The 14,102-nt window shown below is 70.9% G+C and carries 12 protein-coding genes; 8 read left to right on the top strand and 4 right to left on the bottom strand.

What is annotated here, in order from left to right:
- Positions 1 to 2: 2 nt before the first annotated feature.
- Positions 3 to 1,616 carry a glycosyltransferase family 87 protein gene (locus BLV01_RS12310; protein WP_091799607.1) on the top strand — a complete coding sequence of 538 codons (1,614 nt, stop codon included), beginning with the start codon at positions 3 to 5 and terminating at the stop codon, positions 1,614 to 1,616.
- The gene (locus BLV01_RS12305) at positions 1,606 to 3,828 is read left to right on the top strand and encodes a carbohydrate binding family 9 domain-containing protein (protein WP_139178648.1); all 2,223 of its coding nucleotides are present in this window, start codon (positions 1,606 to 1,608) and stop codon (positions 3,826 to 3,828) included. Before BLV01_RS12310 ends, BLV01_RS12305 begins: the two co-directional genes overlap by 11 nt.
- Before the next feature lie 66 nt (positions 3,829 to 3,894).
- On the opposite strand, the gene BLV01_RS12300 is transcribed toward BLV01_RS12305, so the two are convergent.
- Positions 3,895 to 4,164, bottom strand: coding sequence for a hypothetical protein (locus BLV01_RS12300; protein ID WP_091799602.1), 270 nt, complete (start codon positions 4,162 to 4,164; stop codon positions 3,895 to 3,897).
- A gap of 211 nt (positions 4,165 to 4,375) precedes the next feature.
- Between BLV01_RS12300 and BLV01_RS12295 the strand changes: the two genes are divergently transcribed.
- Positions 4,376 to 5,659, top strand: coding sequence for an acyltransferase family protein (locus tag BLV01_RS12295; protein WP_091799599.1), 1,284 nt, complete (start codon positions 4,376 to 4,378; stop codon positions 5,657 to 5,659).
- A 267-nt stretch (positions 5,660 to 5,926) separates the two neighbouring features.
- On the opposite strand, the gene fabV is transcribed toward BLV01_RS12295, so the two are convergent.
- Positions 5,927 to 7,135, bottom strand: coding sequence for an enoyl-ACP reductase FabV (gene fabV, locus BLV01_RS12290; RefSeq protein ID WP_091799596.1), 1,209 nt, complete (start codon positions 7,133 to 7,135; stop codon positions 5,927 to 5,929).
- A gap of 365 nt (positions 7,136 to 7,500) precedes the next feature.
- On the opposite strand from fabV, the gene BLV01_RS12285 reads away from it, so the two are divergent.
- Positions 7,501 to 8,241: a hypothetical protein gene (locus tag BLV01_RS12285; RefSeq protein WP_091799593.1), complete on the top strand. Its 741-nt coding sequence runs from the start codon at positions 7,501 to 7,503 to the stop codon at positions 8,239 to 8,241.
- 62 nt (positions 8,242 to 8,303) lie between these two features.
- Here BLV01_RS12285 and BLV01_RS12280 read toward each other — a convergent pair whose 3' ends face one another.
- Positions 8,304 to 8,900 carry a hypothetical protein gene (locus tag BLV01_RS12280; RefSeq protein WP_091799587.1) on the bottom strand — a complete coding sequence of 199 codons (597 nt, stop codon included), beginning with the start codon at positions 8,898 to 8,900 and terminating at the stop codon, positions 8,304 to 8,306.
- Positions 8,901 to 9,358: 458 nt separating this feature from the next.
- On the opposite strand from BLV01_RS12280, the gene BLV01_RS12275 reads away from it, so the two are divergent.
- The 3 genes from BLV01_RS12275 to BLV01_RS12265 all read left to right on the top strand — a co-directional run bounded on the left by BLV01_RS12275 (position 9,359) and on the right by BLV01_RS12265 (position 12,631).
- Complete coding sequence (locus BLV01_RS12275) at positions 9,359 to 10,105, top strand: class I SAM-dependent methyltransferase (RefSeq protein WP_091799584.1); 747 nt, start codon at positions 9,359 to 9,361, stop codon at positions 10,103 to 10,105.
- A gap of 62 nt (positions 10,106 to 10,167) precedes the next feature.
- Entirely contained in the window at positions 10,168 to 11,247 is a 1,080-nt protein-coding gene (locus BLV01_RS12270) for a GNAT family N-acetyltransferase (protein ID WP_139178647.1), read from the top strand.
- A gap of 13 nt (positions 11,248 to 11,260) precedes the next feature.
- Complete coding sequence (locus tag BLV01_RS12265; protein WP_175485895.1) at positions 11,261 to 12,631, top strand: FAD-binding oxidoreductase; 1,371 nt, start codon at positions 11,261 to 11,263, stop codon at positions 12,629 to 12,631.
- A 27-nt stretch (positions 12,632 to 12,658) separates the two neighbouring features.
- On the opposite strand, the gene BLV01_RS12260 is transcribed toward BLV01_RS12265, so the two are convergent.
- Positions 12,659 to 13,354 carry an O-methyltransferase gene (locus BLV01_RS12260; RefSeq protein ID WP_091799575.1) on the bottom strand — a complete coding sequence of 232 codons (696 nt, stop codon included), beginning with the start codon at positions 13,352 to 13,354 and terminating at the stop codon, positions 12,659 to 12,661.
- Positions 13,355 to 13,448: 94 nt separating this feature from the next.
- Between BLV01_RS12260 and BLV01_RS12255 the strand changes: the two genes are divergently transcribed.
- Complete coding sequence (locus BLV01_RS12255) at positions 13,449 to 14,081, top strand: TetR/AcrR family transcriptional regulator (RefSeq protein ID WP_091799572.1); 633 nt, start codon at positions 13,449 to 13,451, stop codon at positions 14,079 to 14,081.
- Positions 14,082 to 14,102 lie beyond the last annotated feature (21 nt).

The raw sequence follows: 14,102 nt of genomic DNA, 5'->3' as shown, positions 1-14,102 counted from the left end.
CGATGAACGCGAATACTGCAACACCGTCCACGAAACTCTCGGCCGAGCGCGCGCTCGCCGCGGCGCTGGCGCTGGGCCTGATCTGGCCGATGCTGGCCACCGTCGTCGCCGGCGTCGGCCGCGGCGCGCTGGCCGGCGGGCTGCCGTTCGCGCTGTCGCTGGCACTGGCGGCGGCGCCGCTGGCGCTGTTGTGGCACCCGCTGGCGCGGCGCCTGCCGGCGCAGTGGGACGGCCGCCGGCGCGGCCACGGCCTGGCGTTCGCGCTGCTGGCGCTCGCCGCGCTGCTGGCCATCGCGCGCCTGCTCGGCGTCGCCCTGTACATGGCCGACGCCGGCCAATCGCAGTTCTCCGCGTTCTGGTTCGACCCGTTCTACATCGGCCACAGCTGCTACTCGGCCTACTGGCAGGCGGCGGAGCTGGCGCGCGAGGGCGCGGCCAACCTCTACGACGTGGCGCTGTACACCGGCTCGGTCGATCACTTCAAGCTGGACGAGTTCATGTACCTGCCGCAGTTCGTGCTGCTGCCCGAACTCGGCCTGCTGCTCGGCGGCGATTTCTACAGCCTGCGCGCAGTCTGGTTCGGCGTGGAGGCGGCGATCGTGCTGGCCGGGCTGTGGGCGCTGGCGGCCTACATCGGCCAGGGCGCGGGCCGCCGCGCCTGGCTGCTGATGCCGCTGGTGATGGTGTCCAGCCCGATCGTGGTGACCTTGCAGGTCGGCAACTTCCAGCTCGCCGCGATCTCGCTGTCGGTGCTGGCGATGATCCAGTTCGAGCGCGGCCGCAACGCCGCCGGCGGGGCCATGCTCGGCTTCGCGATCTTCAAGCTGTTCCCGGGCCTGCTCGGCATCTACCTGCTGGCGACCAGGCGCTGGCGCGCGGCGATCTGGACCTTCGCGTTCTCGGTGCTGTACAGCGCGATCGCGCTGGCCTGGTTCGGCAAGGCGCCGTTCGAGGCGTTCCTGCATTACCAGGCCCCGCGCATCGCCAGCGGCGACGCCTGGGCGTTCCTGGAAATCCCGGGGCTGGAGTGGGTCAGCGCGCTCAACCAGTCGGTGCCCGGCGCAGTGCTCAAGGCCAAGGCGCTGGGCGCGGACGGCATGTCGCGCGCGGTGATGGGCGCGGTGTCGTGGGTGTGGACCGCGTTGGCGATCGCGCTGACCCTGGTCGCGGCCGCGCGCAACGCCTCGATGACGCGGCTGGAACGCGCCGCGGTGTGGGTGGCGGTGCTGGGCCTGGCGACCATGCGCAGCCCGTTCCTGCCCGACCACAGCGGCCTGATCGCGCCGATGTGGCTGTGGAGCCTGATCGCCGCGGCCGCGCTGCCGTCGGCGCGCAACCTGGTCCTGCTGGCGCTGGGCTGGTTGGTGTGTACGGCGGTGATGCCGGTCGGCGGCGTGGAACTGCCGCAGCTGCACGCGCGGATCCTGCTGGCCAGCGCGATCCAGGCGGTGGCGCTGGGGCTGTGCGTGTGGGCGGTGCTGCGCAAGCCGCGCGCGCTGCGCACGGGGGCCGGCGCGGGTGCGGGCTCCTGGAGCAACGACGATTCGGCAGCCGCCGCGGCCGCCGGAAAGGAATCCTTTTTTCTCAATACGAAGGTGGTTAGCGATGCGGCGTAAATCTCTGTGGTTGGCGATGCTGGGGCTGTTGAGCGCTTCGTTCTGCTCCCACGCTCAAGACGTTCTCGACATTCCGCGCACCGAGCATGCGCCGCGGCTCGAGGACTACATCGGCAAGATCCCCGCCAATGCGGGCGCGGAGGTCAAGGACTTCCGCCAGAACAAGCCCGGCGACGGCGTGCCCTCCACTCTGGAGACCCGCGCCTACCTGTCGTACGACGACCACAACCTGTACGTGGTGTTCGTGTGCAAGGACGATCCCAAGCAGGTGCGCGCGCGCATCGCCCGCCGCGACGCGGTGTTCGGCGATGACGGCGTGCAGCTGATGCTCGACACCTACCACGACAAGCAGCGCGCGTTCGTGTTCACGGTGAACCCCTACGGCGCGCAGATGGACAGCCGCTACACCGAAGGCCCGGGCTACGACTTCAACTTCGACACCCAGTGGGTCTCCGACGGCAAGATCACCGCCGACGGCTACGTCACCATGATGCAGATCCCGTTCAAGAGCCTGCGCTTCGAACGCGGCTCCAAGCAGGACTGGGGCATCGCGGTCAACCGCATCATCCCGCGCACCAACGAGTTCGTGTACTGGCCGTACATCACCGAGCGCAAGGAAGGCTTCGTCGCCCAGTTCGCCACCGCGCGCATCGACGACGACCTGCGCCCGGGCCGCAACATCCAGGTCATCCCGCACATGACCTACCGCGACGCGCAGACCCTGGGCGTCGACTCGGCCGGCCGCCCGGACATGCGCGGCCACCGCCGCAGCGAGCTGGGCGTGGACGCCAAGTTCGTGATCAAGGATTCGATCGCGGTCGACCTGACCGTCAATCCCGACTTCGGCGAGGTCGAGACCGACGAGCCGCAGGTCATCGTCAACGAGCGCTACGAGCAGAACATCCTGGAGAAGCGGCCGTTCTTCCTGGAGAACAGCGGCATCTTCACCTCGCCGGTATCGATGTTCTACTCGCGCCGCATCGTCAATCCGCAGTACGGCGCGCGCGTGTCCGGCCGGCTCGGCCGCTGGGCCGTCGGCGGCCTGCTGATGGACGACGAGTACGCCGGCGCCACCGTCGGCGGCGACGACGCCGGCAAGACCGGCAAGATCGGCATCGCCCGCGTCCAGCGCGACATCGGCCAGCAGTCCAACCTGGGCGTGTTCCTGTCCGACCGCAGCGTCGGCGACCAGTACAACCGCGTCTTCAGCGTCGACTCGCGCATGAAGATCAACGACAGCTGGAGCCTCAACGCCCAGGCCGCGCACAGCAACTCCGAGGAAGTCGACGGCTACAAGCGCGACGGCCGCCTGTTCTTCCTGCAGGCGATCCGCGGCGGCCGCAACTTCAACTTCGACGGCCAGTACTTCGACGCCAGCAAGGACTTCGAGGCCGAACTGGCCTACCTGCCGCGCGTGGACATCCGCCAGCTCTACCAAAAGTCGTCCTACCTCAAGCAGTTCCCCGAAGCGCCGTGGCTGATCAGCATGGGCCCGACCCTGACCGCCCAGTACACCGTGGACCAGGGCAACGACGTGCAGGACTGGAGCGTCGAGCCGGGCTTCGTGGTCAACGGCCTGCTGCAGACCAAGTTCCAGGGCAACCTGATCCGCAACTACGAGACCTTCGCGGGCAAGGACTTCTACATGAGCGGCTTCTCCCTCGGTGCCAGCACCGAGTGGTGGAAGTGGCTGACCGCCGAAGCCACGATCACGGTGCGCGACAAGATCAATTACTCGCCGGCCGCCGGGCTCGATCCGTACGTCGGCGACCAGCGCCTGGCGATCATCAAGCTCACCATCAGCCCGTTCGCGCAGCTGCGCATCGACCAGTCCTTCATCTGGGACGAACTGCGCACCCAGCATTCGCTGGCCGGCCAGGATTCGGATTCGCGGGTGTTCAGCACCACCCAGTCGCGCACCAAGATCAAGTACCAGTTCAGCCGCTTCTGGGCCGCGCACGTGATCTTCGACTACCGCGCGCTGGACTCCAACCAGAACCTGTTCGCGATCCCGCGCGGCAAGAAGCTGGTCACCGACCTGCTGGTGAGCTATTCGCCCAACCCCGGCACCGCGTTCTACCTGGGCTACACCGACCAGCAGGAGAACCTGCGCATCAACGAGAACCCGAACATCGTCGTGCCCACGCGCGGGCTGGACATGCACACGGGCAAGCAGCTTTTCATGAAGTTCAGCTATCTGTTCAACTTCTGACCGCGGCGCGGCCAGGCAACGTCCACGAAGGCCGGCGCAAGCCGGCCTTCGTCGTATCGGTGCCGCTCAGGCCGGGTCGATCCGCTCCAGTTCGCAGGCCAGCGCGTCGGCCAGCCACAGCGTGCGGCCCTGCGCGTCCACGCATTCCACCGCGAACAGCGGTTCGTGCGACGGTGCGGCCGCATAGACGTGCACAACCGCGCCGAGGTCGCCGATCCGCGGCGCGCGCAGTCCCACGCTACGGTCGATGCGCGCAGGCAGGATCGGCGCGATCAGCCGCACGGTGTCGAATTCGCGGATCGGTGCGGCGCCATCGCGGCGGTCGATGCGAGTCATGACGGGCGGCACGGTTCCCGGAAAGGTGGCGGCGGATGCCGCGATCGGCGCCCGCGCGCTGTATGCGGTGGCGATGGCACGCAAAAAATCGGAATACCAACCCAGTCCACGTTTGCTCGCCGGCGTCCCCCGGGAAGCGTGATCCGCACGGCAGAAGCCGCGCGGCCGCGCCGCTAGCCTGCTGCCACCCCACTCCCGCGGCGCTCAGCGTATGGTCGATATCCACACGGTATGGCCGTATTTCGCGATCATGCTGGCCTGCCTCGCGCTGGCGTCCTTGCCTGCGTTCCGCGGCGCCGACGGCGCCGGCCGCAGCGGACGGCGCACCGATACCCTCGACGGCCTGCGCGGCTTCCTGGCCCTGGGCGTGTTCGCGGTGCATGCCATCGTGCACTACGACTATCTGCTGACCGGTGTGTGGAAGCCTTCGTCGGCGCGCTTCTACAACGTCGCCGCGGTGATCTCGGTGGCGCTGTTCTTCATGCTCACCGGCTTCCTGTTCTGGAACAAGCTGCTCAAGGCCGGCGGCCGGCCGGGCTGGAAGGAGCTGTATATCGGCCGCGTGTTCCGGCTCGGGCCGATGTACGTGGCGGCGGTGGCGACGATGATCGTCGTCGTCGCCTACCGCACCGGTTTCCAGTGGCGGCAGCCGCCGCTGCAGGTGATCGGCCAGGCGCTCGCGTGGCTGGCGCTGGGCATCCTGCCGCCGCCGCCGGCGATCAACGGCTACGCCGACACCGGCACCATCCTGGCCGGGGTCACCTGGACGCTGCTGTTCGAGTGGCTGTTCTATTTCACCCTGCCGCTGTGGGCGGTGTTCGTGCGCCGCGGACGCCACCTGGCGTTCAGCGCCGGCGTGGTCGCGGCCTGCCTGCTGACGATCCTCGCCGGCACCTGGGACGGCGGCTTCGCGCCTGGGGTCAAACCGCGGCCGGCGCTGTTGCTGGCGGTGCTGGCCGAACTGATCGCGATGCTCGCCACCGGCATGCTGGTCGCCTCGCTGCTGCACGAGCGCATCGGCGAACGCCTGCGCCTGCACGAGCGGCGCTGGGGCGCGCTGGCGCTGCTGGCGATCGCGCTGGCGTTCTGGGCGATGCTGAGCACGCGCGAGATCGGCATGCTGGCGTTGCTGGCGTTCTGCCCGCTGCTGGGAACGTTCCTGTTCGTGCTGTGCTCGGGCAACGACCTGTTCGGCGCGTTGTCGTGGCCGGCCTCGCGCCGGCTCAGCGCGATGAGCTACAGCATCTACCTGGCGCAGGGGCTGGCGCTGCTGGCGGTGTTCGCGATCCCCGGGGTCAAGGCCTACGCGCTCAGCGGCACGCTGCCGTTCTGGATCGTCAACATCGCCTGCGCGCTGGCGCTGTGCGCGGGCTCGCTGCTGAGCTATCGCTGCATCGAGGAGCCGGGCATCCGCGCCGGCAAGCGCCTGAGCGAACGCCTGCGCGCGCGGCGCGCGGCGCCGCTGGCGGGGCCGGCGGTGGCCACCGGGGATTGACGCGCGACCGCATCCCCCGATTGCAGGCATGGCGCAAGCCGCGACCGCGATACCGCGCGCGCCGCAACGCCCCGGCAAGCCGAAGACGTTCCCGACCGATGTTTCCGTCGGTCGGCCCGCGAGCCTGCGAGCGCCGCGGCTGCGCGGCTTCCGGCTTTCGATGCAAGCGCAGTGGCGCGGTCGCGACTTGCGTCGCTCCTACAAGGGGAGTGGTGCGGCTTTCGCGGGGGCGCAAACGAAAGGGCCGGCTTGCGCCGGCCCTTCGTCTTACATTTCGATGCAGTCGAACTTCACGTCCGGGTCGACGTCCGCGTCGTAGTCGACATCGTCGCGGTCGAAGCCGAACAGCTTGAGGAACTCGTGCTTGTAGCCGGCGTAGTCGCTCAGCGCGAACAGGTTCTCGGTGCTGACCTGCGGCCACAGCGCGCTGCATTGCGCCTGCACGTCCTCGCGCAGTTCCCAGTCGTCCAGGCGCAGGCGGCCTTGCTCGTCGGTCTGCGCGGGCTGGCCGTCCTCGCGGTACATGCGCTCGCGGTACATGCGGTCGAGCTGCTCGATCGGGCCTTCGTGCAGGCCCTTTTCCTTCATCACCTTGAACACCAGCGAGATGTACAGCGGCAGCACCGGGATCGCCGAGCTGGCCTGGGTCACCACCGACTTGAGCACGGCGACATTGGCCGTGCCGCCGCCGTGCGCGCGCAGGCGCTCGTCCAGGCGCAGCGCGGTCGCGTCGAGGTCGGCCTTGGCCCGGCCCAGCGCGCCGTGCCAGTAGATCGGCCAGGTGATTTCGGTGCCGATGTAGCTGAAGGCGACGGTGCGCGCGCCCGGGGCCAGCGCATCGGCGCGCTCCAGCGCGTCGATCCACAGCTCCCAGTCCTGCCCGCCCATGACCGTGACGGTGTCCTCGATCTCCTGCTCGGTCGCCGGCTCGATCGTGGCCTGCACGATCTGGTCCTTGTTGGTGTCGATCGCCGAGGAGGTGTACGGCGCGCCGATCGGCTTGAGCGCGGAGCGCTTCACTTCGCCGGTCGAGGGCAGCTTGCGCACCGGCGAGGCCAGCGAATAGATCACCAGGTCGACCTGGCCGCCCATCTCGTTCTTGATCAGCTCGATGGCCTGGGCGCGGACCTCGTCGGAGAACGCGTCGCCGTTGATCGAGCGCGCGTACAGGCCCTCGGCCTTGGCGAACTTGTCGAACGCGGCGGCGTTGTACCAGCCGGCGGTGCCGGGCTTCTTCTCGCTGGCGGGCTTTTCGAAGAACACGCCCAGGGTGTCGGCGCCGAAGCCGAACGCCGCGGAAATGCGCGCGGCCAGGCCGTAGCCGCTGGAGGCGCCGATCACCAACACCTTCTTCGGGCCGTCCTTGCGCACGCCGTGCGCGCGGGTGGCGGCGATCTGGTCGCGCACGTTGAGCTCGCAACCCACGGGGTGGGTGGTGATGCAGATGAAACCGCGGACCTTGGGATGGATGATCAATGTCGAATCTCGTCGGCTGGGGCCACGCATTTTAGGCGCTGCCGCGCCGATGCCGAAATCCTGCCGCCGTACGGGCACGTACAGCCGGGGCCGCCGGCGGCCCCCGTTCAGCGCAGCCGCCGCGCGGGCGGGCGCCGGCCGGGCGCGGCGCGGCGGCGATGAGCCGTTGCGCGCGCGGATCGCGAGTATCCCGCGACGGTCCACGCCGCCGCCGCGGCCGTCCGCGCGGCGCGCTTGTCCGGCGACGGTTTCGGGTCCACCTTCGGCGGTCCCGGCCGCGTATGCCGCGGCCCGCGCCGCCCCGCGCCAGCCGCCATGTCCCCGATCCACCGCCGGCGCCGTGCCGGCGCTACAAGGAGGTTCGCATGCGTCACCCGTTATCCCATGCCCCGCTCCGCCTCGCGCTGCTGTGCATCGCAGCGCTCGGCGGCAACGCCGCGTCCGCCGCGGACGGCAACGACTTCTGCGACAACGCCAATCCGCTGACCGTGCAGCCCTACGAACCGGCCGGCGGCGGCTGCGAAGTGGACATGTTCAGCGACCGGCCCGGCCCGCTGGATCCCGCCGGCGGCCTGCGCCTGCACGATCTGCCGTGGGCGCAGCTGCAGCGCCCCGTGGCGACGGCGACCGCGCCGGTCGACCTGTCGGTGCAGGTCGGCGAGCTGGGGTTCGCCGACGGCGAAGTCCTGATCGAGTGGTCGTTCCGCTCCGACAAGACCGGCGAGCGCCGCGTGCTGACGCTGAGCCTGTGGCGCGAAGCCGATCCGAAGTCCGGCCCGCCCGCGCCGACCCGGGTCCTGGCGCAGTGGTATTCGCCCGCGCAGGCGGACTGGTCGCTGGCCGATCCGCTCAGCGCGCTCGCGCCGGCGCAGACCGCGACCGTCGTCGATCTCTCGCCCGGACGCCGGTTGACGCAGTTCCGCCTGGCCTTCGACGGCCGCCAGGTCGCGGTCTCGGTCCAGAACGGGCAGGCCGGCCACGTGTTCGCGCTGCCCGACAGCGGCTGGCGGCCGCTGCGCCTGCGCAACGCGATCCTCAGCGACCGCGCGCTGCCGGCCGGCCACGGCGTGCGGCTGCTGTGGCCGCTGGAACTGTTCGGGCCGTGACGCGCGCCGCCCGCCCGCCCGCGCGCTGCGGGCGGGCGGCGGCGCCATCCGCGTCGCTGCGCTCAGGGGGCGTAGCGGAAATTGCGGAACGGCGACGGACGCAGGTCCAGGCTGATGTGGCACTTGCGCCCGTTCGAGGTCGCGCCGATCGATTGGTTCCCCGGCGTGTACAGGCGCGTGGCCGGCGTCGGCGGGCCGTCGGCCACGCCGACCCAGTACAGGCCCTTGAGCGAAGGGCCGCGGCAGTCGGCGTAGTACGGCGGCCCCAGGCCGCTGTCCTCGATCAGGGTGATCTGCGGATTGGTTACGCCCGACTGCGCCGAACGGGCGTCGTAGGCCGAAGTGGTGCCGCGCCACTGCGACAGGTTCTCGGCGGCCACCGCGAACGGCGTGCCGGTCTGGTCGTAGCACTGCGGCGAGAACAGCATCGCGGCGACCGTGAATGTGCCGCTCGCGGCGAGCGCGATGCGCAGGTCCAGGGCGCAGCGCACCTGCCGTTCCAGCCGCCCGTCCAGGCCCAGCACGGTCACGGTGGCTTCGCCCGACAGCGAGGTCGGGCCGGACGGCGACACCGTCACCGTGCCGGCCGCGGCGGGGAGCCAGGCGGCCAGCAACGCCAGCGTCGCCAGCAGGGGAGTCGCGGATGGTTTCAGCTTCATGATCGATATCCCTTCGAAACGTAGATGGTTCCCGGCGCGGGCACCGAGGCCGCGGACGGCGCGCGGTGCGCGCACGGGCCGGTCGGCCGCTGCGCGCGCAGCGGCTCGTACCGGGACTCGCAAGCCGCGGCGCAAACGGCTCATGCGTTCGCCCTACCCATCGGCCGCTTGGCTTTGCGCGCGGTGCAGGCGATCCGCGCGCCCGCCTCACCGCCCATCACCGCGGCTCATCGCGCCGATGTGACGCGATCGGCGCGAACGCGTGAGCGTGCGTTAACGGCCGCATTTGTGCATTCGACATCACGTTCGCGCGGGCGGCTTCGGACGTACTAGTACCGCCGCGCGCAGGGGACACGCGCGCAACCGACTTCCGGGGCGAACGCGTCTGCGCGCATCGCCGCGCCGCGCTCGGCGCCGCCGCGCCCGCGCATCGCCCGCCTTCGCCGAGGACCCGCCCGATGACCCAGCACAACGCCGCCCAGTTCGAAGCCCTGGCCGATCTGTACGAAGACATCGGCGATTGGCCGTTCCGCAAGTACATCGAGACGCCGAGCGTGCTCGCGCGCATCGGCGACATCGCCGGCGCCGACGTGCTCGACTTCGGCTGCGGCGCCGGCACCTATGCGCGGATGCTCAAGCGCGCCGGGGCGCGCCGGGTGGTCGGCTACGACCTCGCCGAAGGCATGCTCGCCAGCGCCCGCCGCCGCGCCGCGGCCGAGCGCCTGGAGGTGGAGTTCGTATCGGCGCTGGGGCCGGAACAGGCCGGCGGCTTCGACCTGGTGCTGGCGGTGTACGTGCTGCCGTATGCGCAGGCGCTGCCGGACCTGGAGCGCATGTGTTTCCAGATGCTCGCGCCGCTGCGCCCGGGCGGGCGGCTGATCGCGTTGCCGATCCATCCCGACTACGACCCGGCGCCGTCGTATTACGAGCCCTTCGGCTTCCGCATGACCCCCGACGATGCGCGCGAGCCGCACCGCGACGGCGCGCGCCTGCGCCTGGACCTGTTCTACCAACAACGCTACGACGCCAGCGTGCACGCGTGGTACTGGAGCCGCAGCGCGATCGAGTCGGCGCTGCGCCGCGCCGGCGCCGACTCGGTGCGCTGGCATGCGCCGCAACTGCAGGCGGCGGCGGACGCGCCGCCGGAGCTGGAGGCCTACGTGCGCCGGCCGCACGCCGCCATCGTCGAGTGCCGCCGCCGCTGAGCGCGGCATCGCCGCCAGGCGCCGCCGGCGGCGCAAGCCCGCACGCATCCGAGGAGACCGCCGTGAAGCCGAGGATCGAAGTGTTCGATGCGCTGGAACGGATCGACCGACGCAGCTACGAAGCCCTGCACGCCGCCAGCCGCGCGCCGCTGTTCTACGACTGGCGTTTCCTGCTCGCGGCCGAACGCTCGCCGCTGCTGCCGACGCACAAGACCCTGTACCTGTGCGCATACGCCGGCGACGAGCTGGCCGGATGCCTGCCGGCCTACTTGCAGCGCCTGGCCGCAGTGGACCCGCTGGGCCTGCTGGCGCGCGCGGCGGGGGTCCGCGACCGCGGCGGCGAGTTGGGCTTGTTCAGCCACATGATGCATTGCTGGGACAGCACCGTGCCGTGCCTGGAAGCCGCCGGCGGCGTGCGCGAAGCGTTGATCGACGCACTGCTGCGCACCGCCGCGCGCGAAGGCGCGGCCTACGCCGGCCTGCTCAACCTCGGCGAGGCGGCGCGGCCGCGCGCCGGCCGCTTGCAGACGCATGCGCTGGTCGAACGCTACGACGCGCAACTGGGCGGGTTCGACGACTTCGACCATTTCGTGCGCGCGCTGCCGAGCGACGGACGCGCGGAGATGCGCCGCCAACTGCGCAAGTTCGCCGCCAGCGGCGCCAGCGCGCGGGTGCTGGCGCCGCCGTTCGACGAAATGCTGGAGCAGGTCTGCGAGCTGTGCTTCCGCACCACCGCCCGCCGCGGCACGCCGCACTATTTCCCGGCCGCGCCGCTGGCGCGCTTCGTGCGCCTGTGCGGCGATCTGGCGCGGCTGGTGGTGATCCAGGCGCAGGGCCGCCTGGTCAGCGGCATGGTCTTCTTCCAGCAACGCGACACGTTCTGCATGTGGTCGGCCGGCATGGCCTACGACCGCAGCGACTTCAGCCCGTACACGATCTGCTTCGCCGCCGCCTGCCGCCACGCCTTCGCCGAAGGGCTGCGCCGTTTCGAAGGCGGCCGGCTCAACGACCGGATCAAGCGGCGCCTGGGGCTGTCGCCCGTGCCGCTGCATTGCGCGGTCGCCCGCATCGCGCCGCCGCAGCCGGCCGCGCCGCCGCACCGGCGCGCCGCCGATGCGCTCGCTTCCGCCGTCACCGACTGACAGGACGCCCGCCATGGACCTGCGCCCCGATCCCATCGACGCCGACGATTTCCGCGTCTTTCCGCGCCACCTCGACGGCAAGGCGCGCTCGCGCCACCACGCCGAATACGCCGGCTGGCATCGCGACGCCTGTTGGAACGGGCGTCGCTTCGAGCGCTTCCCCGAGTACATCGTGCGCGCGCAATCGATCGCCGACGTCGGCCACAGCATCGACTTCGCCCGCCGCCACGGCCTGTCGGTCAGCGTGCGCGGCCGCGGCCACAGCTACGCCGGCTGTTTCCTGCGCGACAACGGCCTGTTGCTGGACCTGTCCGCGCTGGACCGGATCGACGTCGATCCGGCCGCACGCATGGCCGCGGTCCAGCCCGGCGTCAGCGCCCGGCAACTGGCCCAGGCGCTGGCGCCGCACGGGCTCGCGTTCCCGACCGGCCACGGCGGCGACGTCGGGCTCAGCGGCTTCCTGCTCGGCGGCGGGCTCGGCATCAACTTCCGCGCCTGGGGCGGCATGAGCGCGTTCAACCTCCGCGCGCTGGACCTGATCGGCGCCGACGGCGAGCTGCTGCACGCCGACGCCGAACATCATCCGCAACTGTTCTGGGCCGCGCGCGGCGGCGGCCCCGGGCTCGGCTTCGTGGCGGTGAAGTTCTACCTCGACTGCCAGCCGCTGCCGGCCTGCATCACCGGCAGCAGCGCGCACACCGGCCTGGACCGGCTCGGCGCGTTGCTGCAGGCGGTCGAGCGCGCCGACCCGCCGCCGGCGCTCCAGGTCATGATCGCGGTCGTGCCCCACGGCGACGGCCTGCAGGCCGCGCTGAGCACGCTCGCCTTCGCCGACACCGCGCAACAGGCACAGGCGCTGCACGCCGCGCTGTTCTCGCGCTTGCCCGCCGGACTGGTCGAACCGCTCGCGCGCGACCAGCCCAGCAGCTTCGAGGCGATCTACCGCCAGAGCGAGGCGATGCTGGTGTCGCGCCGCTACCGCTGCGACAACGTCCTCACCGACCGCGGCGCCGAGGCCGCGCGCATCCTCGCCGCGCACCTGCCCCTGCGGCCGTCGCCGGCGAGCGTGCCGCTGCTGATCTGGCGCGGCGAACCGCGACTGCCCGACGCGGCGTTCTCCGCGCGCGGGCGTTGGTTCGTCTCGACCTACGCGCAATGGGACGCCGAGCGCGACGACGAGGCCAACCGGCGCTGGCTCAAGGCGCTGTACGACGAACTGGCCGGCGTCGCCAGCGGCGCCTACATCAACGAGTTCGACCTGGAAGAACGCTCGGCCCAGGTCGAACGCTGCTTCGCCCCGGCGAACTGGGCGCGGCTGCGCGAACTGCGCCGCCGCTGCGATCCCGACGGCGTGTTCCACGACGTGCGCATCGGCCGGCGCTGACGCCGCGCCGGCCGGACGCGGCGCCGCTCAGCCCAGGCGCATCGACAGTTCCACGTCGCCGCCGAACGGCACCGACAGATAACCGCGCTGCGGCGAGCGCACCCGCTGCAGGTAGTCGGGGCTGTAGTCGGCGTTGTCGGCCACGATCAGCGCACCGGCGCGCAGCTTCGGTTCCAGCAGGTCCAGCACCTGCGGATACAGCGCCTTGGCGCCGTCGAGCAAGACCAGGTCGATCGACTCGGGCAGGTCGGCGGCGAGCGTGCGCAGCGCATCGCCCTCGCGGATCTCGACCAGGTCGGCGAGGCCGCCGGCGGCGAGGTTGGCGCGGGCGCGCGCGACCTTGGACGGCTCGAACTCGCTGCTGACCAGGCGGCCGCCGCCGTTGTCGCGCAACGCCGCCGCCAGGTGCAGGGTCGAGATGCCGAACGAGGTGCCGAACTCGACGATGTTGCGCGCGCCGGCGCTGCGCGCCAATTGGTACAGCAGCACGCCGGTCTCGCGCGAGACCGCCAGCGGCATGTCCTTGAGCTGGCCGTAGAAGCCCAGGTATTCGGTGGTGCTGCGCATCAGCCGTTCGTGTTCTTCGCGCGGCATCGCGGCCAGCGCGGGCACGTCCATCGGCGAGGTCGCGTCGGCCTCGTCGAACAGGCGCTGGATCAGCGCCGACAGCGGCGCGGCAGTAAGCGTATTGGTCGCGCCATGGCTGGCAACGGAGGTATTCATTGCGGTGTCTCCGGCCCGTATGCGGGCGTCGTTGGGGGTAGAATCAGAATGCGACTGATTCGTCAGGTTCGCTATTCGCATTGGCGCAGCCCCCATGACCGACCCGAAAAAACCGCAGATTTCCCAGCGAAAACAGCCCCGGCAGGCGCGCTCGAGCGACTCGGTCGCGGTGATCCTGGAGGCCGCCGCTCAGGTTTTGGCGAAGGAAGGCGCGCAGCGCTTCACCACCGCGCGCGTGGCCGAGCGCGCCGGGGTCAGCGTCGGCTCGCTGTACCAATATTTCCCCAACAAGGCGGCGATCCTGTTCCGCCTGCAGACGCAGGAATGGGGCCAGACCACCGCGCTGCTGTGCGCGATCCTGGAAGACGCGCGCAGGCCGCCGCTGCGCCGGCTGCGCGAGCTGGTGCATGCCTTCGTGCGTTCGGAATGCGAGGAAGCGGCGATGCGGGTGGCCCTGGCCGACGCCGCGCCGCTGTACCGCGACGCGCCCGAGGCGCGCCAGGCCCATGCCGCCAGCGAGCGCGCGTTCGAGGCGTTCATGCGCGAAGCGCTGCCGCAGGCCGACGAGGCGGCGCGCACCGTCGCCGGCGACCTGGTCATCACCACCTTGTCGCAGGTCGGCAAGGAATTTTCGGAAACCCCGCGCAGCGCGCAGGAGATCGAAACCTACGCCGAAGCCATGGCCGACATGTTCTGCGCCTACCTGCGTTCGGTCAGGCGGCGCTGAAGGGTCGTCGCGGACGCAACG

Origin of the sequence: Lysobacter sp. yr284 (assembly GCF_900107375.1) — a bacterium.
Taxonomy (GTDB): Bacteria; Pseudomonadota; Gammaproteobacteria; order Xanthomonadales; family Xanthomonadaceae; genus Lysobacter.
The sequence above is the reverse complement of the archived record's forward strand: the minus strand, read 5'-3'. Positions and strand labels throughout refer to the sequence as shown.

What these genes read in the sequence shown, in the direction of transcription:
- BLV01_RS12265 (WP_175485895.1), top strand. Translation starts at nt 11,261, where the DNA reads ATGGACCTGCGCCCCGATCCCATCGACGCCGACGATTTCCGCGTCTTT.
- BLV01_RS12260 (WP_091799575.1), bottom strand. Translation starts at nt 13,354, where the DNA reads ATGAATACCTCCGTTGCCAGCCATGGCGCGACCAATACGCTTACTGCC.
- BLV01_RS12305 (WP_139178648.1), top strand. Translation starts at nt 1,606, where the DNA reads ATGCGGCGTAAATCTCTGTGGTTGGCGATGCTGGGGCTGTTGAGCGCT.
- BLV01_RS12280 (WP_091799587.1), bottom strand. Translation starts at nt 8,900, where the DNA reads ATGAAGCTGAAACCATCCGCGACTCCCCTGCTGGCGACGCTGGCGTTG.
- BLV01_RS12255 (WP_091799572.1), top strand. Translation starts at nt 13,449, where the DNA reads ATGACCGACCCGAAAAAACCGCAGATTTCCCAGCGAAAACAGCCCCGG.
- BLV01_RS12310 (WP_091799607.1), top strand. Translation starts at nt 3, where the DNA reads ATGAACGCGAATACTGCAACACCGTCCACGAAACTCTCGGCCGAGCGC.
- BLV01_RS12285 (WP_091799593.1), top strand. Translation starts at nt 7,501, where the DNA reads ATGCGTCACCCGTTATCCCATGCCCCGCTCCGCCTCGCGCTGCTGTGC.
- BLV01_RS12300 (WP_091799602.1), bottom strand. Translation starts at nt 4,164, where the DNA reads ATGACTCGCATCGACCGCCGCGATGGCGCCGCACCGATCCGCGAATTC.
- BLV01_RS12275 (WP_091799584.1), top strand. Translation starts at nt 9,359, where the DNA reads ATGACCCAGCACAACGCCGCCCAGTTCGAAGCCCTGGCCGATCTGTAC.
- BLV01_RS12295 (WP_091799599.1), top strand. Translation starts at nt 4,376, where the DNA reads ATGGTCGATATCCACACGGTATGGCCGTATTTCGCGATCATGCTGGCC.